Source organism: Pantoea sp. ABR1s, from assembly GCF_057812235.1.
Window position 1 is genome coordinate 1323835 of sequence record NZ_CM173823.1, and the last position, 22206, is coordinate 1346040.

Genomic DNA, 22206 nt, shown 5'->3' on the forward strand with positions numbered 1-22206 from the left:
TGTCCCACTACCATGTCGTCAGACTAAACGATCGGTTTATCCGATAGTTTTTGTCTGCGTTTCTGTTCTGAACTGAGGTTACCTATGTCATCACGCGATACGCTTCGTACCATCCGGCTTGAATCCATTTTTCAGACGGCGGTGAGCGATTTTGCCGTCGCCGATAGCGCAGTGCCCGCCATTGCGCCAGCCGCTACGCAAAGTCTGAGCCTTCCTTTCGCCACGCCGGGCCAGAGCCTGCCGATCACTACGCTCTCCACCGAGTCACTGCATGGCAGCCCGCTCAACGACAGCACACTGGCTGTCAGCGCGGTGAAAAGTTCGCCGCCCGCTATGCTGCGACCCTATGAACCGATCGCCAGTGATGGCGTGATCGCCGGCTGGGAAGCGCAAAAGCCGGTGCATCTGCGCGGTCGTGCTGAAGGTGAAGCGGGCTCCACCGTAACGCTGACCTTCAACGATCAAAGCTGGCACAGCACCGTCAATAAGTGGGGCTACTGGAACGCCTCCATGCCGGCTGATGCGCTGAAAGGCGTAGCGGATGGCAATCACACGCTGACGCTGACCATTACCGATAAAGCAGGGCAAAGCACGGCAACTACCGTTGATTTTGGTCTCTATACCGACCGCACGATCAAACCTACCCTGACCGTGGACACGGTCAGTGGTGACAACGCGGTGAGTATTGCTGAGAGCATTTATGGCGTCGAGATTAGCGGCAGCGCAACGCACTTGCCGGTGGGGTCGGTGCTGAAACTGACGCTGGGTACGCAAACCACCACCGCCAGCATGGGAAATGACGGTAAGTGGTATGGCTCATTTCATGAAAGCGATATGCAGGCGCTGAAAGACGGGGTCTACAGCCTGAAAGTCACGGCGACCGATCCCAATGGAAAAACCGCCACCGAATATCACGATCTGACGCTGATCACCCATCTGAGTAGCCTGCCAAAAATTAGCTTCGATAAGATCACTGCGGACGATGTGATAAACCTGGCAGAAAGCCAGCAGGACCTGCTACTGAGCGGCACGCTCTCCACCGTCATGCCGGGCCATCGCCTGGTGATCACGGGTGCCAACCAGAAAGATTATGCCGCCACCATAGGCGATGATGGACACTGGCAGGTGGTGATCCCGGCAGCGGATGTGCACGCCTTTATCAACGTTGGGGAAATCCGCGCCTGGTCGATCGACGGGGCCAAAAACTACATCGACGTCACGCATGAGCTGAATATCCACACCGGTTTTATTCCGATCTACACCGAAATGGATATCGGCGGTGACATGACGCTCAACTATCAGGAGGCGCAGCACGATCTGAGCTTCTACGTTGAAGGTGCCAACACCCTGGAGATCAACGGTAAAACCTACCAGCCCGATGCCAAAGGTATGGTAACACTGACCTCCAGCGAGCTGCTGGCGCTGCCGGATGGCCCGGTCGCCGCCACCTTTCACCGCTGGGATGAATATGGCAACAGCGACACCCAGACCAGCGATAAACTGTTTACAGTAGCCGTGCACCAGCGGCCGACGCTGACCCTGGACACGGCTTTTGGTGATAACAAAATTGATGCTGCCGATGTCAACAGCTGGCATCTGATTCAGGGCAGCTCCAGTCATCTGCAACCGGGCAGCCTGGTGGAATTAACGCTGGGCGATCAGCACTACAGCGCCAGTGTAAAAGCCGATGGCGGCTGGGCGCTGACCATTCTGGCCGGGCAGCTGGCACCGCTGGACGATGGTGAGTACCAGATGACAGTCAGCGGTAAAGACAGCGCCGGTAATCTGGCCAGTGCCAGCCAGACGGTGCAGGTGGCATCACATACCGAAAGTGCCAACCCGCTGGAGGGTCAGACGGTGGACCAACTGCTGGAGACGGTCAGCCCGACCCAGCAGGCGGAAACCGCGCATGTGGCGCAGGCATCTTCTGCCGCCGCCGCACCGCAGGAAAGTCATCTGTTCTCTGATATTCCTTATACGCTCGCCGACCACCTGCTGCAGCATCCTGCGGCACACCCCCTGGTCTGACGCTGACACATTAGTAAACGCACTGCCTTCCGGACAGGTCTGTTAAGCCTGTCTGGATTGGCGCGAGCTCGCTCAGTGGTTGCTTTTCGTTCGTTCAGCAGAAATATTAACGATTTCATCTGTTTTTAGCAGGAATAAGCGCGGGATCTGATCTAATAATGTTAAAGGTCGTTTAGCGTCTCGCTTGCGAACCATAAATAAAATAATGCATTAAATCTGTCAGACGCTGAGTAGCACCCCTTTTTGCTCGCTTTGTTCACCAGGAAAAACACCATGATGATAAGAACCCCTGTTGGTATGGATAATGAACAAAGCGCGATTAACTTTTTTGTTGTGCGCCCTGAGTGGCGTTGCAGTGCACGCGGCCTTTGCCGCACCGTTACCTAAAGCCGAATTTAACTGGCGCGCCGCGCCCACCGAAGAGCAGATTGCCAGCTTAACCCTGCGTGACGCCATTCTTCGGGCCTTTGCCCGCAATCCGAAAATCTCGGAAGCGGCGGCACAGATCCACATCGGTGAGGGGGATCTTGATGCCGCCCGCAGCGCCTGGTATCCGCAGATCTCACTGCAGGGCGCGGCGGGACGCTCTCATCAGACCGACTCCGCCGGGAGCCTGAACAACAACGGCTCCGGTGGCATCACGCTCAGCCAGCTGCTCTACGACTTTGGCCGCACCGGCAGCGCCATCGATGAGCAGCACGCGCTGTCGGATGCTTATCGTTACAGCCTGTTCGACTCCATGACCACCGTGGCGGAAGATACGCTGCAGGCCTACCTCGAAGTCAAACGTTACCAGGCGCTGGCAGAAACGGCGCATACCAATATTGCCTCACTGAAGCGCGTGCGGGATATCGCGAAGCTGCGCGCCGATGCCGGCCTCAATTCCCAGTCCGACGTGCTGCAGGCAGAAACCCGCATCGCCGCCATGCAGGCCACGCTGGAGCAATATCGTGCCCAGCATCGTTCCGCCACCGCGCAACTGACCGTGCTGACCGGCGTGGTCCCCGCCACGCTGCCTGAACTGCCACAGGCGCTGCTTAAGCAGCAGATCACCCTCGACAAAATCGCCTATGAAAGCAGCGCGGCAGTGCGCAGCGCGCAGTCGAAGCAGGAAGCCGCTCGTGAACGGGTGCGCCAGGCAGAGTCCGGTCACTGGCCGACGATTAAAGTGCAGGCGGGCCGGACCCGCTATGAAAACGATCGTCAATCTTACTGGGATGATGAAGTACAGCTGCAGGTGGAAGCACCGCTTTATCAGGGCGGCCTGGTGAATGCGAAAACCCAGTCAGCAGAGGGCGATCGTGAAGCGGCGCAGGCCGCTATTCAGCAGGCCAAGCTCGCCATCAATCAAAACGCTTCTACCGCCTATGCCGACATGATTGGCGCGCAGCAGCGGCAGGCTGCCGGGGAAGTGCAGCTGGCCAGCGCCGACCATACCCGTAATGTCTACGCCGATGAATATCGCCTGAGTAAGCGCAGCCTGAACGATCTGCTTAGCGTGGAACAGGATGTGTTTCAGGCTGACAGCTCACGTATCACCGCGCTTTACGATGGCTGGGACGCCACCGTGCGTTATGCCGCCGCGGTAGACAATCTGCTCGATATCATGGGTATCGATCGCCAGCAAAGCAGCGGCGATCTCCTTCCTTCGCTGCAATAGCGATAAGGCATTAATAATGAGTACATCAACCCTGAATACCGATAACTGGATTGCCGCCATGCTGCGCGTAGCCGCGCGATTCGGTAAACCTGCCGATGGCAAAACCCTGCGTCAGCAGATGCGCTGGTTTGAACATCTGCCGGTGTCACAGCAGCTGGAACGACTCTCCGGCCTGCTGGGACTGCATCTGACCATGGTGCCGCAGAACAAACTGCGCTGGCGTCAGGAGATCACCCCGGTGGTGCTGGTGCTGGAGAATGCCAGCGTGGCGGTGCTGGAGAGCATCGATTCAGACAACAGCGCGCGCTACTGGCTCAGTGAGGGCGGCGATGTGGTGCGTGAAAGCGCGTTATCAGAACTGCTGGCACGCGCCCAGGGCGATGTCGGCGTGATTGGCGTAGCGGCGCGTGGCCGTGATGCGCGCATCGACGAATTCGTTCAGCCTTATGAACCACACTGGTTCTGGAAAAACTTTCGCGGTATGGGCCGCCGTATCACGGAAATTTCGCTGGCCTCGGTGATCAGTAATGTGCTGGCACTGGCCGGTATTCTCTTTTCGATGCAGGTCTACGATCGGGTCATTCCGGCCCAGTCGCAGTCCACGCTGTGGGTACTGTTTGTCGGCGTGCTGATCGCTGCGGCCATTGAGTATCTGATCCGGCTGATGCGGACCCAGGTGTCAGACTTAATGGGCAAACGCATCGACCTGAAAGTCTCGGCCATGCTGTTTGCCCGGGCGATGAGCATACGTAATGAGGCGCGTCCGAAGTCGACCGGTTCGTTTATCTCGCAGCTGCGTGAGATCGACCAGGTGCGTGAGCTGCTCACCTCGACCACGGTAGGCGCAGCGGCCGATCTGCCGTTTGTTATCCTGTTCCTGTTTATTATGTCGTTTGTTGGCGGCTGGCTGGTGCTGATTCCGCTGGCGGCGATCCCGCTGATCGTCATTCCCGGTCTGCTGGTGCAGATCCCGATGGCGCGGCTGGCCAAAGAGGGGCTGCGCGAGGGCGCGCTGCGCAATGCGGTGCTGGTAGAGACCATTGAAGGGATTGAGGATATCAAGGCGCTGCAGGCGGAACCCTATTTTCAGCGTCAGTGGGAGCAGACGCACGAAGTCAGCGCCTCAATCAGTAACCAGCAGCGGTTGTGGGGCGCGCGTCTCACCGGCTGGGCCTCGACTGTGCAGCAGCTCACCTATGCGGGCATGCTGGTATTTGGTGTCTATCTGGTGCTCGATTCGCAAATCACTACCGGTACGCTGGTTGCCTGCAGCCTGCTCTCATCACGCACCATCGCCCCGCTGATGCAGCTGACCATGGTCTTCTCGCGCTGGCAGCACGCCAAAATGGCGATGAAAGGACTGGATGAGTTGCTGAAAAAGCCGCTTGATCAACCTGAAGCGACGACGCTGGCACACTGCCCGACGCTCACCGGCCAGTACGATCTGCGCAATGTGCACTACAGCTATGACGAAGAGAATGAAAAGAATGTACTCAACGTTCAGCAGCTGCAGATTAAGCCCGGCGAGAAGATTGCCATTCTGGGCAAAGTCGGAGCAGGGAAATCGACGCTGCTGAAGATCCTCGCCGGTCAGGCGCAGGCTACCCAGGGCAAAGTGATTGTCGATGGCGTCGATATTGAGCGTATCGATCCCACCGATTTACGTCGTCAGCTTGGCTGGCTGTCGCACGACTCTCGTCTCTTTTTTGGCACGCTGCGGCAGAATCTGATGCTGGGCAATCCCCATGCCAGCGAACAGGAGATGCTGCAGGCGCTGCGCATCAGCGGCGCGCTGTCGCTGGTCCAGCAGGATGCCGCCAGCCTGGACCGCATTATCAATGAAGGCGGGCGTGGACTTTCGGGCGGCCAGCGTCAGATGGTGATGCTGAGCCGGTTGATCCTGCGTCAGCCGCAGGTGGTGTTGCTGGATGAACCCACCGCGGCGATGGATGAACAGCTGGAGGAGCATGTGATCCGTCAGCTACAGGGCTGGATCAGCGGCCGGACGCTGGTGCTGGTGACGCACCGTCCGGCGCTGCTGAAGATGGTCGATCGTATTGTGGTGATGGATAACGGCCGGATTGTGGCCGACGGCCCGCGCGACGAGATCCTGCGCCGCGCGACGACACCCGCGCCGGCACCGTCGCCAGGTAAAGGAGACACCGCATGAGTCTGGTTATTGTTGATAAAGATCTTGCTCGTCATGAGCGCCGGACATCGGCGATTATCTGGCTCTGCACCGCCGCGCTGGCGATTTTTCTCATCTGGGCGCACTTTGCCATTCTGGATGAGGTCACGGTCGGCACCGGTAAAGTCACCCCTTCCAGCCGCGCGCAGGTGATCGACAGCCTGGATGGCGGCATCGTCAAACAGCTTAACGTGCATGAGGGCGACATTGTCGAAAAAGGGCAGGTGCTGGCGACCCTCGATCCGACACGCTTCCAGTCGAACTTCGGCGAGGCGCAGGCCAAAGTGCGCACCCTGCGCGCCTCGTCCGAGCGGCTGGAGGCGGAGCTGTCGGGCACGCCGCTGACATTCAGCGCCGAAACGCTGAAGGAGCCGAACCTGGTGACGCGCGAACGGCAGCTCTACGAGTCGCGACGCCGTAATCTCACCGAAACCATCAGTAATCTGCAGCAGTCGCTGCGACTGGTGCAGGATGAACTGCGCCTGACGGAACCGCTGGTTGCCAAAGGCGCAGCAGGGCAGGTCGAGGTGATTCGACTGCGTCGTCAGGTCAGCGATCTGCGCGGCAAAATCGATGAGGCGCGCAATGACTATCTGGTGCGCGCCCACGAAGAGCAGGTAAAAAATAATGCCGAACTGGATGCGCAACTGCAGGTTGCTGCAGGCAAAGAGGATCAGCTGACGCGTGCCACGCTCTATTCACCGGTGCGCGGCATTGTTAAAGATATTCAGGTCACCACGGTCGGTGGGGTACTGGAGCCTGGCGGTAAACTGATGGAAATCGTCCCGCTGGAGGATCAGCTGCTGATTGAGACGCGCATCAATCCACGCGATATCGCTTATATCCGGCCCGGTCTGGCGGCTACCGTCAAAGTGACCGCCTATGACTCCTCCATCTATGGCGATCTGCACGGCGAAGTTGAAACGGTCTCGCCAGATACCCTGCAGGATGAGGTAAAACGTGATCAATATTACTATCGTGTTTATGTTCGTACCCAGAAAGCCGAGCTGACTAACCGTGCCGGACGAAAATTCCCGATCGTGCCCGGTATGGTGGCCAATGTAGAGATTAAAACCGGTCAGAAATCGGTTATGGATTATCTGATTAAGCCCCTGAATAAAGTCAAAGAATCGATGCGCGAGCGCTGAAAATCCGCACCAGCTAAAATATCCGCCTGCTTAATTACGGTGATAAATTAACATGGCGGATATTTGGGCAGTCAGGGCGCAAAGTGTGCGTATTTTAACAATATGTGCGGAAACAGGCCGTAGTTAATTTAACCCGGTTAAGAAAGTTTACGAAGATATAACGGAACGGCAAACAGCAGGCAAAAAAATGCCGGACAACTTGTCCGGCGGGAAATAATAAGTTGTACATCTCATTCGGGGAGAATGAAGGTAATAATGGAATAAATGATGATAGCGGGGTCTATTCTATTACCAGATTCCGTATAAGTTTTATCATTCAGTGCTTCGGAATACTCTGATGTAACCCATTGATAACATAGCTCTCTGAATCGGTTTATCGATTTGTGCGCCATTTTTTATCGATCCGTGCTGGTTATTAGTTCCCCGTTATTTACATTATGAAATAACTGTTTCGACGTATGAAACACTTTTGGAAATTTAGTAGCATTTTCCTGGTGGATTATTGCCCGTTATAAAACAACAATGGCCTGCCGGCTGAATTTTTAATCATTCAGTTAGCAGTGGCAAATAATAAAGGCACATAACAGAGGGTAATAAAATGAAACGTCGCGTTCTCTCCCTGATGATCCCTGCGTTGCTGGTTGCAGCAGGATCAGCAAACGCAGCTGAAATCTATAACAAAGACGGCAACAAATTAGATCTCTTTGGTAAAGTTGACGGTCTGCACTACTTCTCTGATAACGATGGTTCTGATGGCGATCAGTCTTACGTTCGCTTCGGCTTTAAGGGCGAAACCGAAATCAGCAATGAGCTGACCGGTTACGGCCAGTGGGAATACCAGGCGGCGCTGAACAACGCCGAGTCTGAAGGTACGGCTGACAGCTTCACCCGTGTTGGCTTTGCCGGTGTGAAATTTGGTGATGCAGGTTCGTTCGACTATGGTCGTAACTACGGCGTAGCTTACGACATCGGCGCATGGACCGACGTGCTGCCAGAGTTCGGCGGCGACACCTACGGCGCAGATAACTTTATGTATCAGCGCGGTAACGGCATGGCGACCTACCGTAACAATAACTTCTTCGGTCTGGTGGATGGCTGGAACTTTGCAGTCCAGTATCAGGGCAAGAATGGCAACAGCACCGAGTCTCCGAATGGCCGTGACGTACTGGGTCAGAATGGCGACGGCTGGGGTCTGAGCACCACTTATGATCTGGGTTCAGGTTTCGGCATTGGTGCGGCTGCTTTCCAGTCTGACCGTACCAACGACCAGAACAGCGCAACATCAGGCATCCTCGGGAGTGGCGATAAAGCGGAAGTCTATACTGGCGGTCTGAAATATGACGCGAACAACGTCTATCTGGCGGCTATGTACTCACGCTCGTACAATGCGACCCGCTTCGGCGACAGCACCAACGACTCTTCAGCTTATGGCTATGCGGATAAAGCGGACAACTGGGAACTGGTTGCGCAGTATCAGTTTGACTTTGGCCTGCGTCCATCCCTGGCGTACGTCACCTCACGCGGCACCGATGTTCAGAACTGGGGTAAACAGAATCTGAAAAAATATATCGACGTTGGCGCGACCTACTACTTCAACAAAAACATGTCCACCTATGTTGATTACCAGATCAACCTGCTGGACGACAACGCTTTCACCGACGCAGCCGGTATCAATACCGACGACGTGGTGGCACTGGGTCTGGTTTACCAGTTCTGAGTTGTACGGGAGCGCAGTTACCGCTGCGCTCCTGCGTCACCTTTCGGGCTGAGCGCTTCAGCCTTTCGCCACTTGGTGGCTTCCGGCGCGGTTGTCACTGACGACACCACGCTGCCGAATCGCGCGCCTTCAAATGCCACGCCTGCCAGGGTGAAGGCTGAAAAGCTCAGCCAGTGATGCCATGCTGACTGCCACTTCTGTGAATTTTTCATTCTGCACCTCTCAGAGATAAACACTGTTTCAACAGTGCAGAATTCATGCCAGCTTTACCGCTCTCATAGCCACAGACCTCGCGCGCACTTTGGTACACTTGCCGCGCGCGTCAGGGCGATCTTGCCCCAATCAGGTGCAGTTAAGCCTTTTATTGGCGCGGGCGTGAGGGTGTCATGTGACGATGACGACGTTGATGCAAGACTTTATAGCTACTGAAGATAAACAGCCCCAGGGCAATGACGAGAATCAGATAGATCATCTGCCGCTCCTTACTTTGATTAACGTTAGTCGCCTGATAAAAGGCGGATACAGGGTAGATGACCGGTGAATACTGATAGGTTTCAGAGAAATATTCAACTCTCTTTAAGCGTCTTTACCCGAAGTTTATGCTTTGTAGCAGAGCTGAATAAAGTGTTACAAGTGAGGAAAGATGCGTTCTCAGATTAATCTGCTGTTTATAGCGATGTTAACGTTGATGTTAACGGCCTGTGATAAGCCAGCGACCACATCCGCGCTGGTGCTGGAAGGAAAAACCATGGGAACCGTCTGGCGTGTGAGCCTGGCCGGTGTGGCGAGTGAGCGCAGAGCGGAACTGCAACAGCGGATTCAGCAGCAGCTGGATGCGGACGATGCGGAACTCTCTACCTGGAAGCCCGACTCCGCCTTGTCGCGCTTCAACCAAAGCCGTGACCTGTCACCGCAGCCGGTGAGTGAAAACATGGCGGATATTGTCACGACCTCACTGCGGATTGGCCGTAAAACTGGCGGGGCGATGGATATTACCGTCGGGCCACTGGTCAACTTATGGGGCTTTGGCCCGATGAAACAGCCCGGCCATACGCCGGATGCGGCACAAATCGCCGTCGCCCGGGCGCAGACCGGATTGCAGCATCTGCGGGTGGTGCAGGGCGCAGATGGACAGTGGCTGCAGAAAGATCTGCCAGGTCTCTATGTCGATCTCTCGACGGTGGGCGAGGGCTTTGCCACCGATCATCTGGCGCGACTGATGGAGCAGCTCGGCATCAATAACTATCTGGTGTCTGTGGGCGGCGCCGTTCTGAGCCGCGGCCTTAATGCGCAGCAGCAGCCGTGGCGGGTGGCGATTCAGAAACCGACCGATCGTGAGAATGCGGTTCAGGCGCGCGTTAATCTGCAGGGACACGGCATCAGTACCTCCGGCAGCTATCGCAACTATTATGAACTGGACGGCAAGCGCATTTCTCATGTGATCGATCCCGTTACCGGACGGCCAATTGAGCATAAACTGGTTTCCGCCACGGTGATCGCCACCACGGCGCTGGAAGCCGATGGCTGGGATACCGGACTGATGGTACTTGGCACGGAAAAAGCCCAGGCGCTGGCGATCGAACAGCATCTGGCGGTCTATCTGATCAGCAAGCAGGGCGATAAATTTGTCAGCTGGATGTCGCCGCAGTTCGCTGCTTTCCTGATCCCCGCTGAATCCGGAGAACCCTGATGTTAGATCTGTTTAGTGAAGAACAACCCTGGCAGGAGACGCTGGCTGAGGGCGCGGTGATCCTGCGGCGTCGCGCACGTGAGGATGCAGAGGCGCTTTATCAGCAAATAATGGCAATTGCGGAGCAGAATCCGTTTGCCCATCGCATTACGCCCGGTGGCCATCGCATGTCGGTGGCGATGACCAACTGTGGCGATTTCGGCTGGTCGGTGGATTCACGCGGCTACCAGTATCAGCAGCAGGACAACCTGAACGGGCGTAAATGGCCGGCTATGCCGCCGCTGTTTCGTACTCTGGCGCAGCAGGCGGCGTCTGAGGCGGGGTTCCCTGGCTTTAATCCGGATGCCTGCCTGCTTAATCGCTATGAGCCGGGCGCGAAGCTGACGCTGCATCAGGATAAAGATGAGAAAGATCTGCGTCAGCCTATCGTTTCGGTGTCGCTGGGTTTACCGGCGGTCTTTCAGTTTGGCGGCTTCGAGCGGGGTGACAGTACCCAGCGTGTGCTGCTGGAACATGGTGATATTGTGGTGTGGGGCGGGCCGTCGCGCCTGCGCTACCACGGCATCCTGCCACTTAAGCCAGGCGTTCATCCCCTGGTGGGTGCCTGGCGTTTTAACCTGACGTTTCGACGCGCTTTCTGACCCACCACGCCGGTTACGGCGTGGTACGAATAACTATTGCTATCATTTTGCATCCCATTACACTGCAGGCTGTTTTTTGACTGCTGGATTGCCTGCATGACGTTGCTAAGCGTTGTTTTTCGCCAGTTCCGCTGGCCTTTTATCGGGGTGATTGCGCTCACGTTGTTAAGCGCCGTGCTGGGTATCGGCATGATCGCCTTTATCAATCGCGAAATGATTGTCGCCATTAACACCTCATTTGCGGTACTGCCGCAGTTTCTGTTGCAGCTGGTGGTGCTGATGGCGGTGACGCTGGCCTCGCAACTGGCGCTGACCATGCTTGGCCATCAGTTTGTCTGGCGACTGCGCGGCGAATTTATCAAGCGTATCCTCGATACCCGCATTGAACGCATCGAGCAACTCGGCAGTGCGCAGCTGCTGGCGGGCCTGACCAGCGACGTGCGGGCCATTACTCTGGCCTTTGTGCGCCTGCCGGAGCTCTTTCAGGGTGTGATTATTACGCTTGGCTCGGCGATTTATCTTGCGTGGCTGTCGCCTAAAATGCTGCTGGTAACCAGTGTCTGGCTGGGTGTCACGCTGGTTGGCGGCTGGCTGCTGGTCTCGCGGGTTTACCAGCACATGGCAAAGCTGCGGGAAATCGAAGATAACCTCTATCGTGATTATCAGACGGTGATTGAAGGGCGCAAAGAGCTACAGCTTAACCGCTCACGCGCTCAGCAGGTCTACGACACGGTTTATCAGGAAGATGCCCGCGCCTGGCGACACCACATTGTCCGCGCCGATACTTATCATCTCAGTGCGGTCAACTGGTCAAATATCATGACGTTAGGCGCTATCGGCATGGTCTTTTTTATGGCCAACAGCCTGGGCTGGGCCAATACCGCCGTCGCCGCTACCTTTTCCCTGACGCTGCTGTTTTTACGCACGCCGCTGCTCTCCGCGGTGGGCGCGTTACCGACGTTGCTCAGTGCCCAGGTCGCATTCCGTAAGCTCAATGCCTTTGACCTCGCTCCTTATCAGTCAGGATTCCACTCCGCCTCCACGTCCTCAGACTGGCAAACGCTGGAGTTGCGCGACGTCTCTTTTCACTATGGTGATAACGGCTTCCAGGTCGGGCCGGTTAACCTGACGCTGAGCCGGGGCGAACTGGTCTTTCTGATTGGCGGCAACGGCAGCGGGAAATCGACGCTGGCGATGCTGCTGACCGGTCTTTATCAGCCTCAGTCCGGCACGCTGCTGCTGGATGGCAAGCCGATAACGGCGGATGAGCTTGATGTGTGGCGCAGTCAGTTCTCGGCGGTCTTTACCGACTTACACCTGTTTGACCGGTTAATGGGGCGGGAAGGGGTTGCAGCCAACCCTGCGCTGGTTCAGCTCTGGCTGGAGAGACTGAAGATGCAGGATAAGCTGAAGATTGAAGGCAACAAAGTGCTGAATCTGCAGCTTTCTAAAGGACAGAGTAAGCGACTGGCGCTGCTGCTGGCGGTGGCAGAAGAGCGCGATGTGCTGCTACTGGATGAGTGGGCGGCGGATCAGGATCCCCATTTTCGCCGTATCTTCTACCGCGAGCTGCTGCCGTGGCTACAGCAGGCGGGTAAAACGGTGTTTGCTATCAGCCATGACGATCACTACTTCATTCATGCCGATCGGTTGCTGGAGATGCGTGAAGGCAAGTTGACGGAGCTGACCGGTAATGAGCGCGATCTTGCCACGCTCGACTCGGTAAAACGCACCGACACCGGGCTTTAACGGCAGCTGGCAAAGCTTAGCAAAAAAGCGTAGTGGCGTGTTTCGCCTGAACCAGGCTACGTTAGCGATCAGCAGAAACTCCGGTTTCTGCCATTCTGAACCTTTTCTTTCGTCTGTGTTACCCCCGGCTAAACCGCAAAGTTTTAACGCGTATTGTTTAGCCGGTTTTTTTAAAGCCGTTGTGTGATTAGCGTGATTACCTGAGTATCCCGCCACACAAAGCTTGCCTCCAGTAACGTTCCCATCGCAAAACACCCGCTGAAGTGCTGAGTCAGTCGCAACGTCGCCCGCTGCTGCGCGAAATCTACCGACACCAGTTCCGCATCCGGAAAGTCCATCGGCTGAAGCAGTTGCGGCCAGATGGCTTTATAAACGCTCTCTTTGAGGGAGAAGAGCAGGGTAGCGGCAGCGCGAAAAGAGACGGGCAGCGTCCGTAACAGGTGTTGTTCCTGCTCGTTCATCAGCAACTCAGCCGTTTCATGCGCCGTCGTCTCCGACATGAACTGCTCGACATCCACCCCAACAGCGCAGGGCTGACGGGTTGCCGCTACCACAACGATGCCTGCACTGTGCGACAGTGACGCCTGAATGCCAGCGGGCCAGCAGGGGGATCGATCAGCTGCATTGGTCAGAATGAAATCAGCAATACCCAGTTCTGCCATCACTGACCGGACCAGCAGACGGCTGGCGAGGTATTCAGCACGCCGTTTACTGACAGCCTGCTGCAGTCGGGCGGGCAGCGGAATATCCCATTCGACAGCCAGCCCGTCATGATACTTTTGCGGATCGAAGTGACTCACCGCCAGCAAGGGATCGCTGCGGTTAAGGTGTCGGGAAAGGATAAAGCCGCCTGCAACAGGCGGCAGCGGCAGGTCGGGATAGCGCATGCGGGACCATCATCAAAACCAAAAAGGCATTAAATCAGGCGCGATGGATCAGGGCAAGCAGCCCGCCGGAATCAGTCGTTGGGAGGAATGGCAAAACTCTTCAGAGAAACAACGAAATGGTGGTGACCCCTGCTGATGCGTGCACCTCGGTCGCACCAGTGGCTTGCCAGACGAAAGAAATCGTCGCTGCCAATGTCATACGCCAGTTCCACTTTGCTAATGCCTGAATGCAGCAATGCTTCTGCATCTTTCAGGCTTTTCGCTTTGATCGCCATAAAAATTATCCGTCAATTTCTGGGGATTTCAGGGTAGGCATTTTATGTGACATTTTTGTTTCAGTTTGATGAATAAGCGCAGCCGGTAGCCGATTTTGTGAAGCAGATCAGATTATAATGCAACTGTTAACCTGCTGATTGTAAGAGGAATGTTAACTGCCACACGGGACTATTCTGAATGTTAAACGGAGAGGTAAGCTGAGATAGAAAGGCCGCGTCAGACGCGGCCCCGTGGGTTACTTCTGGTCTGGCGGGGAAGGTTGCTTATCGCCTGACTCGGGTGCTTCTGTTGGATCGTCTTTTTCAATATATGTCATGAACTCTCCTCTTGTTACCCACACGCAGTTAAGTATAGAACGAATTGTGGAAGGTGCGAGGTAAGTTAAGGTTTGATGACAGAAACGAAAAAAGCAGCCTTTAGGGCTGCTTTTCAGGGAATTTGGTCGGCACGAGAGGATTTGAACCTCCGACCCCGGACACCCCATGACCGTGCGCTACCAGGCTGCGCTACGTGCCGAACACTGGAGGATTAGTCTACTGGTTATCACCATTAATGCAAGATACCTGCCGACTATTTGCCTGATTATTAATCAGTTAGCGATAAACCGCTTCTCTTCAGTTAATACCTGCAACAGCAGCGCCAGTTCTGGCTTGTGATCTTTCAGGGCGTTGCCCTGCGCATCATAAGCGCGATAGCTGCCGTTATTGTTGAGTACCAGCGTCACCTGCGGCGTGGTAATCACCAGCTTATTCTCTTCGCTGCTGACGACCCAGTCATGGCGACGGCGCGCAGCAAACAGATCTTCACCCTGAGAGTAGTTCACTGGATTGGTCCGCACATGCAGCAGTCGCTGCATCAGCGTCGACATCACATCCTGATGATCAGAAAGGCGATCAACGGTCTGCGCGGGCGTATCAGGCCAGTGAATCACTAACGGCACCTGCAGAGTCTGGCGGTTTCCAGCGCTGTCAGGATTGCCATCCAGTGCCAGTCCACGCTGCGCCGTAATCACCACCACCGTGTTCTTCAGTAAATCACGCGCCTGCAGGCTGCTGAGCACCGCGTGGATCTGCTCATCAACGACAGGAGCCTGGCGCAGATAGCTGCGCTGACGCGCTTTTGCACTGTCGCCGGTGACGTCCGGGCCGTTCAGGGCAATCCATGAGAACCACGGTGCCTGTGAACCGTTCTGTTTCTCCAGCCAGTTCTGCCATTGCGCCACAGTACTGGCGTTGGGCTGGCTGGTGGTTGCAGGCAGTGAATAATCAGTCAGCAACGCCTGCCGGTAGAGCGGCGGATTAAAGCCTTCCGAGGAGAAGAGGCCAAACTGGTAACCCTGGGTGCTAAGCGCGCCCAGCAGCGCCGACGGCGTTCGGGATGCCAGAATACCGTTCATGTAGCTGGATGAGATCCCATAGAACAGGCCAAACAACCCTTTCTCCGGCGTATCACCCGCGCTGTAGTGCTGGGTAAAACGCACGTTCTCGCTGGCGAACTGATTAAGCTCCGGCAGCGCTTTGGCCAGCGTGGCGTTGTTCAGACCATCGACCGTCAGAACCAGCAGGTTGTTGCGTGTGCCGGCATCACGGAAAGTAATCTCGCTCAGCGGATATTCCACCGCCACTGCTTCCGGGTCGCCCTGCTGAATCAGCCGACGCTGATACTCCTGGGCATCCAGCAGACCATGACGCTCAAGGAAGCGGCGGGCAGTCATCGGGTAGGAGAGCGGCAGGTTGGCACGCTGCATGGTAATCGGGCGATAGAAATTCGCATCGGCCCAGATATACATCAGGTGGCTGGCAAAGAAGGCGCTGATAAACAGGGCGGCGACAGGCTTGCCAAATGAACGGCGATTCAGGCTGCGAAGCTTCTGCCAGCTCCAGGTCGCAAACAGCATCTCAACCAGGAAAATCAGCGGCACGCTGATAAACATCAGCTGCCAGTCGCGCGCCATCTCGCTCTGATCAGGGTTAATGACCAGCTCCCACACCACCGGATTCAGGTGCAGGTGGAAGCGGCTGAACACTGCACTGTCGACCATCACCAGCGTCAGCCCGGCGGTAGCGACCACCGCGGACAACACCCGCATCAGCCGTTGCGACATCACCACAAAGGTCAGCGGGAAGATAATCAGCAGATAGGCGGCAAAAACAACAAAACTGAAGTGGCCAACCCAGCTGGTATAGGCGTAGATGCGCCCCGCCAGCGAAGAAGGCCAGTCGGCGACCAACAGGTAGCGACTGCCTAAAATCAGCGCGAATAAGATGTTAAACAGAGCAAACCAGTGACCCCAACTGATCATCTGGGAAACTTTTTCGCGGTAGCGCTGCCGGTTGGTTACCATATTATGAAGTCAAATCAGCCAATTAATGGGCGTTATCGTCACGCACAGACGCCTGAAGGGCATCGGCGAAAGATCGTGCCAGTGAACGACGTTGCGCCGGAGCGACATCGCTGTTAATTAAGTTGGTCACCATATTTCCCAGAACCATCAGGGAGAGATCGGTGGGGGCTTTATCCTTGTGCAGGATTTGGGCCATTTCCGCGAGGAGTTGTTCCACGCGTTCGTCACTGTAACGGGATGATTGTGCCATATCGTCGTCTAAGCTCATTTCAAAAGGCGATATATTACCGGAACAGCGCACTTTTTACCGCAATTTTATCGAAAGCCGCGCGTTCGCTATACGCATGGAGTTGAAAGCCGATGCTGGCGGTGTTTGAATACGCGCCTGTGCTAAAAGGAGAGTCTACCATGAGTCTGGATATCGACCAGATTGCCCTGCATCAGTTAATTAAACGCGATGAAAACCAGCTTGAACTGGCGCTGCGCGATTCGCTGCTGCCTGCCACCAACACGGTCAACGCGATGGTGGAGGAGTTACACCGGGTCTATAGCGCAAAAAGCAAAGCCTATGGCCTGTTCAATGCAGAGAGTGAACTGGCAGAAGCGCTGCGTAATTGTCGTAAGGGCAACGATGATTTTCTCGCTTTTAGCCGTGCCGCGACCGGTCGTCTGCGCGATGAGCTTGCAAAATACCCCTTCGCTGAAGGCGGCGTGGTGCTGTTTATTCACTACCGCTATCTGGCGGTGGAATACCTGCTGATTGCGGTGCTGAACAGCCAGTCCAGCATGCGCGTCAACGAGCAGATGGATATCAGCAGCACCCACTATCTTGACATCAATCATGCCGATATCGTGGCACGCATCGATTTAACCGAGTGGGAAACTAACCCGGAATCGACCCGTTATCTGACTTTCCTGCGTGGCCGCGTCGGACGTAAAGTGGCTGACTTCTTTATGGACTTCCTGGGTGCCGAAGTGGGATTAGACACCAAGGCGCAGAACCGCGGTCTGTTGCAGGCGGTAGATGACTACTGCAACGAATCGGAACTGGATAAGCAGGAGCGGCAGAACTATCGCCAGCAGGTCTACAGCTACTGCAACGAGCAGTTGCAGGCGGGCGAGGAGATTGCGCTGGAAGAGTTGTCGAGCGAACTGCCACCACTGGGTGAAAAAACGTTCCAGGCCTTTACCCAGGAGCAGGGGTATGAACTGGAAGAGAGTTTCCCGGCGGATCGCAGTACTCTGCGCCAGCTGACGAAGTTTGCCGGAAGCGGCGGGGGCCTGACCCTGAACTTCGATGCGATGTTGCTGGGCGAACGCATTTTCTGGGATCCGGCAACGGACACCCTGACGATTAAGGGCACACCACCCAATCTGCGCGATCAGCTGCAGCGCCGTACCAGCAGCAAATAAAAAAGCCGGGATTAGCCCGGCTTTCATTCCCTGCACGCGGCGATCATTTCACCGGGCAGCGCCAAAAGAAAAGGGCCGGTTTCGCAACCGGCCCTTCTGCTTTCAACGAAGTTCGCGATTAAGCGCGAACGAAGTCGATGTGGAACAGTTTTGGCTTGAACGGGTGACGCTGAACAGCCTGAACTTTCACTTTAGTTTCTTTACCGTCAACTGACAGGGTCAGCACTTCGTCGTAGAAACCTGGCTTAGATTGCAGGTTCATTACGGAGTCGTGATCCAGGTCGATGGCAACAGCCGCTTCAGAACCACCGTAGATGATGGCCGGGAAACGGTTTGCTGTACGCAGGCGGCGGCTCGCACCCTTACCCTGCTCTTTACGTTCTACTGCATTGATAGTGAGCATTAATATATCTCTTTATTTAATTCCTGCTACAGGCGACCCAGTAACAGGCTGGTTATTCAATACCGCTGATGCACATGCAAAAGCGGGCGGCAGTATAGCCGTTATGCCGGGTGGTAGCAAACGATATACCCGCCAGCCGGGCTCGGCATCCGGTTAGCCGGACCCGATAGCGCTCATTAGCGCAGCTCATTGGCACGGCGATAGCGACCCTGATAATCGAACATTTTTTCGCGGATCTGCCAGAACTGACCTTTGGCCCGCGCCACCACAAAGTCGGGATGACGCAGCAGCGGCTGCAGCGCCAGCACGTCAGCGGCGCTTTGCCAGCCCAGCGGCACGCCGGGCGCGCGCTGATGCGGGCGCATAAAGAGCTGTTCAAACGCTTTGCGCTGGGCCGGTGTCTGCAGACGAAACCGTTCGCTGACGCTGGTGCCTTCCTCGTCATAATAGGTCGCCTTGAGCCATTCACCTTTGGCGTCACGGCCCTGTTCCAGCGTCATGCCGCCACAGCGCAGCACCAGCGCATCTTTAAGCTTCAGCGCCGCTTTGAGCATATCGTCAGGATCGACCAGAATTTTGTCGCACTGGTGACAACGCCGGGCGGCAATATCATTCTCTGCGCCACAGTCGGGGCAGCTTTTAAAGCGGAAGCGGAAGTCACACTGTTCGCGCTCGCCCTCATCATCTTCCAGCACGCCCTGACAGCGTCGGCCAAAATGTTCGATAACCATGCCATCTTCGGTCGCCTTGCCCCAGAAGGTGTTGGCGAAACCGCAGGCGGGACAAAAAACCTGTACCGGCTGATTGTCGCTGGCCCCTTTGGGCGCGCCGACCTCGGGCGTAAAAAGATCGTGCGGATTACCGGCATAATCGAGAATCAGACAGTCGGTTTTCCCGGGCGAGAGCCGCAGGCCGCGTCCGACGATTTGCTGATAGAGGCTGACCGACTCGGTCGGGCGCAGAATCGCAATCAGATCAACGTGCGGAGCATCAAACCCGGTGGTCAGCACCGCCACGTTAACCAGGAATTTCAGCTGCTGCGCCTTAAAGGCCAGAATCAGAGCATCGCGCTCTCTGGCAGGCGTTTCGGCTGATACCAGCGCGCTGTTAGCGGGCAGCAGCCGCAAAATTTCATGCGCATGCTCCACCGTTGAGGCAAAAATCATCACCCCCAGCCGATCTTCAGCGAACTCCACGATCTGACGGATAATATGGGGCGTCACGCGCTGCTGCTGTTTCAGTTCACGATTAAGATCGGCTTCGCTGAACAAGCCGCTGCTTTGTGCCGTCAGGCGGCTGAAGTCATACTGCACCACCGGCATATCCAGTCGCTCCGGCGGCACCAGAAACTGATGTTTGATCATGTAGCGCAGCGGCAGTTCATAGATACAGTCGCGAAACAGCGATTTTTCGTCGCCACGCACCATGCCGTGATAGTGGAACTGATAAATCCAGCCCTTACCCAGCCGGAAAGGCGTGGCGGTCAGGCCCAGTAAACGCAGTTGTGGATTATGCTGACGCAGATGATTGAAGATCTGCTGATACTGACTCTCTTTATCATCACCGATACGGTGGCACTCATCGACAATCACCAGTGAAAAGGCGCTGTCGAACTGGTCGAGGTTACGCGCCACTGACTGCACGCTGCCAAACACCACTTTGCGCTGACTCTCTTTACGCTGAAGTCCGGCGGCAAAGATATCCGCCTCCAGCCCGTAAGCCTGATATTTACTGTGGTTCTGCGCTACCAGCTCTTTGACGTGCGCCAGCACCAGCACCCGGCCACGCGCCAGCCGTGCCAGCTCGGCAATGACCAGGCTCTTTCCGGCCCCGGTCGGCAGCACAATGACTGCAGGCTGTTGATGACGACGGAAATGCGCCACGGTGGCATTCACCGCATCCTGTTGATAGGGGCGTAAGGTAAAAGACATGATGCTCACTTTTGCAAAACTGGGGGTAATTATGCCATGAAAGTGCGGTAAACGCGCTGTCAGGCTGGCGCGGATCACGTTATACTTCCCGCACATTTTCAACGGTTAACCAGGCCGTTTCAGATTCCCTCCGCAGTAACAGGCAAAACGAATTCATGCGACTCGACAAATTCATCTCTCAGCAACTGGAAATCAGCCGCGCCATCGCCCATCGCGAGATCCGTGGCCAGCGTGTCACCGTTAACGGGGAAATCGTACGCGATACCGCGTTTAAACTGCTGCCCGACCACGAAGTCGTCTATGACGGCAACGTACTGCAGATGCAGACTGGTCCACGCTACTTTATGCTGAACAAACCGCAGGGTTACGTCTGCTCAACCGACGATCCCGATCATCCCACCATCATCTATTTCATTGAAGAACCGATGTCATTCAAACTGCACGCGGCGGGGCGTCTTGATATCGACACCACCGGACTGGTGCTGCTGACAGATGATGGCCAGTGGTCACACCGTATTACCTCGCCACGTCATCACTGCGAGAAAACCTACCGTGTGACCCTGGAATCACCGGTCAGTGACGATACCGCCGCGCAGTTTACGGCGGGCGTGCAGCTGCACAATGAGAAGAGCCTGACTAAACCGGCTCAGCTGGAGGTGATCACCCCGACAGACGTCCGGCTGACACTGAGCGAAGGCCGTTATCATCAGGTAAAACGGATGTTTGCGGCAGTAGGCAATCGGGTCCTTGAGCTGCATCGCGAGCGCATCGGTGACATCGTACTGGACGCCGATCTGGAACCGGGCGAATATCGTGCGCTGACAGAAGAAGAGATCGCCAGCATCGGTCTGCCGAAAGAGCTGCAGACAAAATAACCGACGGGCCGGGCGGCCCGCATCACGATCATAAGGGCAGGAGAGGGTGTGCGTAAGGAAAAGAATTCGCCAACAGGACTGGTGGTCATCCTCGGTCTGTTAGCCATGCTGATGCCGTTGTCGATCGACATGTATCTGCCTGCCATGCCGCAGATTGCACGCGAATTTGGCGTTTCAGCCGGTAGCGTGCAGATGTCGCTCAACCTCTACATTCTTGGCTTCGCGATTGGGCAGCTCATCTATGGGCCGCTGGCAGACAGCTATGGGCGAAAGCCGGTGATTGCGCTCGGCACCCTGATCTTTGCCTGCGCCGCCGCGGCCTGTGCGCTGTCGCAAACCATCGATCAGCTGATTACGATGCGCTTTCTGCATGGCCTGTCGGCTGCCGCAGCCAGTGTGGTGATCAACGCGTTAATGCGTGACAGTTACTCGAAAGAGGACTTCTCCCGCATGATGTCCTTTGTGATGCTGATTACCACCATTGCGCCGCTGCTGGCGCCGATCATCGGCGGCTGGCTGCTGGTGCTCTGGAGCTGGCACGCCATCTTCTGGGCGCTCGCGGGCGCGGCGTTAGTGACGACCGTGCTGGTGACCACGCAGATCCGTGAAACCCTGAAGCCGGAGCAGCGACAGCGGTTTCATCTGCGTACTACGCTGGGCAATTTCGTAACGCTGTTTCGCCACAAGCGCGCGTTCAGTTACATGCTGTCGAGCGGTTTCTCCTTTGCCGGGCTGTTTACCTTTCTCAATGCCGGTCCCTTTGTTTACATCGAACTGAATCACGTTTCACCGCAAAACTTTGGCTACTACTTTGGCCTCAATGTGGTGTTTCTGTTTGTCCTGACGCTGATTAACAGCCGCGCCGTGCGCCGCTTTGGCCCGGTGGCGATGTTCCGGATGGGACTGCTGATACAGTTCTGTATGGGGGTCTGGCTGCTGCTGGTCAGCGCCTTCAGCCTCGGCTTTTTGCCGCTGGTGATGGGGATCGCGATGTTTATCGGTTGCGTGTCGATGGTCTCATCGAATGCGATGGCGGTGATTCTGGATGAGTTTCCGCATATGGCGGGTACGGCATCGTCGCTGGCGGGCACCCTGCGTTTTGGCGTCGGGGCATTTGTTGGCGCACTGCTGTCGCTGGTGAGTTTCAACAGCGCCTGGCCAATGGTCGGCACGATTGCACTGTGCGCGACAATCTCTCTGCTGCTCTTTTTCTACGCTTCACGTCCCCGCACTGCGTCCCGGTAATCGGGCGCAGT

General features: G+C 56.1%; 19 protein-coding genes and 1 tRNA gene. 11 read left to right on the top strand and 9 right to left on the bottom strand.

The window, feature by feature from the left end; genetic code table 11:
- Window positions 1-84: 84 nt before the first annotated feature.
- From ACXKZD_RS06125 to ompC, 5 genes are all read left to right on the top strand, one after another.
- On the top strand, window positions 85-2028 hold the full coding sequence (locus ACXKZD_RS06125; protein WP_061703753.1) for an Ig-like domain-containing protein: 1944 nt from the start codon (window positions 85-87) through the stop codon (window positions 2026-2028).
- Between the two features lie 304 nt (window positions 2029-2332).
- Window positions 2333-3688 (top strand): TolC family outer membrane protein, encoded by a 1356-nt coding sequence (locus tag ACXKZD_RS06130; RefSeq protein WP_010248373.1) that lies wholly within the window; start codon window positions 2333-2335, stop codon window positions 3686-3688.
- A gap of 16 nt (window positions 3689-3704) precedes the next feature.
- The gene (locus ACXKZD_RS06135; protein ID WP_488981940.1) at window positions 3705-5858 is read left to right on the top strand and encodes a type I secretion system permease/ATPase; all 2154 of its coding nucleotides are present in this window, start codon (window positions 3705-3707) and stop codon (window positions 5856-5858) included.
- On the top strand, window positions 5855-7024 hold the full coding sequence (locus ACXKZD_RS06140; protein ID WP_010248368.1) for a beta-barrel domain-containing protein: 1170 nt from the start codon (window positions 5855-5857) through the stop codon (window positions 7022-7024). Before ACXKZD_RS06135 ends, ACXKZD_RS06140 begins: the two co-directional genes overlap by 4 nt.
- A 598-nt stretch (window positions 7025-7622) precedes the next feature.
- Window positions 7623-8741, top strand: a complete 1119-nt coding sequence (ompC, locus tag ACXKZD_RS06145; protein WP_031292696.1) for a porin OmpC — start codon at window positions 7623-7625, stop codon at window positions 8739-8741.
- Window positions 8742-8758: 17 nt separating this feature from the next.
- On the opposite strand, the gene ACXKZD_RS06150 is transcribed toward ompC, so the two are convergent.
- Together ACXKZD_RS06150 and ACXKZD_RS06155 are read right to left on the bottom strand one after the other, a co-directional pair.
- Window positions 8759-8953: a hypothetical protein gene (locus ACXKZD_RS06150; RefSeq protein ID WP_010248364.1), complete on the bottom strand. Its 195-nt coding sequence runs from the start codon at window positions 8951-8953 to the stop codon at window positions 8759-8761.
- A gap of 149 nt (window positions 8954-9102) precedes the next feature.
- Window positions 9103-9213 (bottom strand): hypothetical protein, encoded by a 111-nt coding sequence (locus ACXKZD_RS06155; protein WP_010248361.1) that lies wholly within the window; start codon window positions 9211-9213, stop codon window positions 9103-9105.
- 171 nt (window positions 9214-9384) lie between these two features.
- On the opposite strand from ACXKZD_RS06155, the gene apbE reads away from it, so the two are divergent.
- The 3 genes from apbE (at window position 9385) to ACXKZD_RS06170 (ending at window position 12821) form a co-directional block, all read left to right on the top strand.
- Complete coding sequence (gene apbE / locus ACXKZD_RS06160; protein ID WP_159226600.1) at window positions 9385-10431, top strand: FAD:protein FMN transferase ApbE; 1047 nt, start codon at window positions 9385-9387, stop codon at window positions 10429-10431.
- Entirely contained in the window at window positions 10431-11072 is a 642-nt protein-coding gene (alkB, locus tag ACXKZD_RS06165; RefSeq protein ID WP_182500220.1) for a DNA oxidative demethylase AlkB, read from the top strand. Before apbE ends, alkB begins: the two co-directional genes overlap by 1 nt.
- Before the next feature lie 96 nt (window positions 11073-11168).
- Window positions 11169-12821, top strand: coding sequence for a multidrug ABC transporter permease/ATP-binding protein (locus ACXKZD_RS06170; protein ID WP_182500219.1), 1653 nt, complete (start codon window positions 11169-11171; stop codon window positions 12819-12821).
- A 170-nt stretch (window positions 12822-12991) separates the two neighbouring features.
- Here ACXKZD_RS06170 and ACXKZD_RS06175 read toward each other — a convergent pair whose 3' ends face one another.
- The 5 genes from ACXKZD_RS06175 to ACXKZD_RS06195 form a co-directional block, all read right to left on the bottom strand.
- Window positions 12992-13708, bottom strand: a complete 717-nt coding sequence (locus ACXKZD_RS06175) for a 4'-phosphopantetheinyl transferase family protein (RefSeq protein WP_061703755.1) — start codon at window positions 13706-13708, stop codon at window positions 12992-12994.
- 71 nt (window positions 13709-13779) lie between these two features.
- Complete coding sequence (locus ACXKZD_RS06180) at window positions 13780-13983, bottom strand: hypothetical protein (RefSeq protein WP_003854174.1); 204 nt, start codon at window positions 13981-13983, stop codon at window positions 13780-13782.
- Between the two features lie 440 nt (window positions 13984-14423).
- A tRNA-Pro gene (locus tag ACXKZD_RS06185) sits at window positions 14424-14500 on the bottom strand.
- 73 nt (window positions 14501-14573) lie between these two features.
- On the bottom strand, window positions 14574-16328 hold the full coding sequence (yejM, locus tag ACXKZD_RS06190) for an LPS biosynthesis-modulating metalloenzyme YejM (protein WP_488981941.1): 1755 nt from the start codon (window positions 16326-16328) through the stop codon (window positions 14574-14576).
- A 22-nt stretch (window positions 16329-16350) separates the two neighbouring features.
- Complete coding sequence (locus ACXKZD_RS06195; protein ID WP_010248348.1) at window positions 16351-16578, bottom strand: YejL family protein; 228 nt, start codon at window positions 16576-16578, stop codon at window positions 16351-16353.
- A gap of 158 nt (window positions 16579-16736) precedes the next feature.
- Between ACXKZD_RS06195 and yejK the strand changes: the two genes are divergently transcribed.
- Entirely contained in the window at window positions 16737-17741 is a 1005-nt protein-coding gene (gene yejK, locus ACXKZD_RS06200; RefSeq protein ID WP_010248346.1) for a nucleoid-associated protein YejK, read from the top strand.
- Between the two features lie 118 nt (window positions 17742-17859).
- Here the strand turns inward: yejK and rplY are convergent, their stop codons facing one another.
- On the bottom strand, window positions 17860-18144 hold the full coding sequence (rplY, locus tag ACXKZD_RS06205) for a 50S ribosomal protein L25 (RefSeq protein ID WP_003854168.1): 285 nt from the start codon (window positions 18142-18144) through the stop codon (window positions 17860-17862).
- 176 nt (window positions 18145-18320) lie between these two features.
- On the bottom strand, window positions 18321-20075 hold the full coding sequence (radD, locus tag ACXKZD_RS06210; RefSeq protein WP_010248344.1) for a DNA repair helicase RadD: 1755 nt from the start codon (window positions 20073-20075) through the stop codon (window positions 18321-18323).
- Window positions 20076-20230: 155 nt separating this feature from the next.
- On the opposite strand from radD, the gene rsuA reads away from it, so the two are divergent.
- Entirely contained in the window at window positions 20231-20950 is a 720-nt protein-coding gene (gene rsuA / locus ACXKZD_RS06215; RefSeq protein WP_010248342.1) for a 16S rRNA pseudouridine(516) synthase RsuA, read from the top strand.
- Between the two features lie 48 nt (window positions 20951-20998).
- Window positions 20999-22195 carry a Bcr/CflA family multidrug efflux MFS transporter gene (locus tag ACXKZD_RS06220; RefSeq protein WP_062758589.1) on the top strand — a complete coding sequence of 399 codons (1197 nt, stop codon included), beginning with the start codon at window positions 20999-21001 and terminating at the stop codon, window positions 22193-22195.
- Window positions 22196-22206 lie beyond the last annotated feature (11 nt).

Excerpts from the sequence above, each read along its gene's own strand:
- alkB (WP_182500220.1), top strand. The coding sequence starts at position 10,431 with ATGTTAGATCTGTTTAGTGAAGAACAACCCTGGCAGGAGACGCTGGCT.
- ACXKZD_RS06135 (WP_488981940.1), top strand. The coding sequence starts at position 3,705 with ATGAGTACATCAACCCTGAATACCGATAACTGGATTGCCGCCATGCTG.
- ompC (WP_031292696.1), top strand. The coding sequence starts at position 7,623 with ATGAAACGTCGCGTTCTCTCCCTGATGATCCCTGCGTTGCTGGTTGCA.
- ACXKZD_RS06155 (WP_010248361.1), bottom strand. The coding sequence starts at position 9,213 with ATGATCTATCTGATTCTCGTCATTGCCCTGGGGCTGTTTATCTTCAGT.
- ACXKZD_RS06180 (WP_003854174.1), bottom strand. The coding sequence starts at position 13,983 with ATGGCGATCAAAGCGAAAAGCCTGAAAGATGCAGAAGCATTGCTGCAT.
- ACXKZD_RS06150 (WP_010248364.1), bottom strand. The coding sequence starts at position 8,953 with ATGAAAAATTCACAGAAGTGGCAGTCAGCATGGCATCACTGGCTGAGC.
- rsuA (WP_010248342.1), top strand. The coding sequence starts at position 20,231 with ATGCGACTCGACAAATTCATCTCTCAGCAACTGGAAATCAGCCGCGCC.
- radD (WP_010248344.1), bottom strand. The coding sequence starts at position 20,075 with ATGTCTTTTACCTTACGCCCCTATCAACAGGATGCGGTGAATGCCACC.
- ACXKZD_RS06130 (WP_010248373.1), top strand. The coding sequence starts at position 2,333 with ATGAACAAAGCGCGATTAACTTTTTTGTTGTGCGCCCTGAGTGGCGTT.
- ACXKZD_RS06195 (WP_010248348.1), bottom strand. The coding sequence starts at position 16,578 with ATGGCACAATCATCCCGTTACAGTGACGAACGCGTGGAACAACTCCTC.
- yejM (WP_488981941.1), bottom strand. The coding sequence starts at position 16,328 with ATGGTAACCAACCGGCAGCGCTACCGCGAAAAAGTTTCCCAGATGATC.
- yejK (WP_010248346.1), top strand. The coding sequence starts at position 16,737 with ATGAGTCTGGATATCGACCAGATTGCCCTGCATCAGTTAATTAAACGC.
- apbE (WP_159226600.1), top strand. The coding sequence starts at position 9,385 with ATGCGTTCTCAGATTAATCTGCTGTTTATAGCGATGTTAACGTTGATG.
- ACXKZD_RS06125 (WP_061703753.1), top strand. The coding sequence starts at position 85 with ATGTCATCACGCGATACGCTTCGTACCATCCGGCTTGAATCCATTTTT.
- ACXKZD_RS06175 (WP_061703755.1), bottom strand. The coding sequence starts at position 13,708 with ATGCGCTATCCCGACCTGCCGCTGCCGCCTGTTGCAGGCGGCTTTATC.
- rplY (WP_003854168.1), bottom strand. The coding sequence starts at position 18,144 with ATGCTCACTATCAATGCAGTAGAACGTAAAGAGCAGGGTAAGGGTGCG.
- ACXKZD_RS06140 (WP_010248368.1), top strand. The coding sequence starts at position 5,855 with ATGAGTCTGGTTATTGTTGATAAAGATCTTGCTCGTCATGAGCGCCGG.
- ACXKZD_RS06170 (WP_182500219.1), top strand. The coding sequence starts at position 11,169 with ATGACGTTGCTAAGCGTTGTTTTTCGCCAGTTCCGCTGGCCTTTTATC.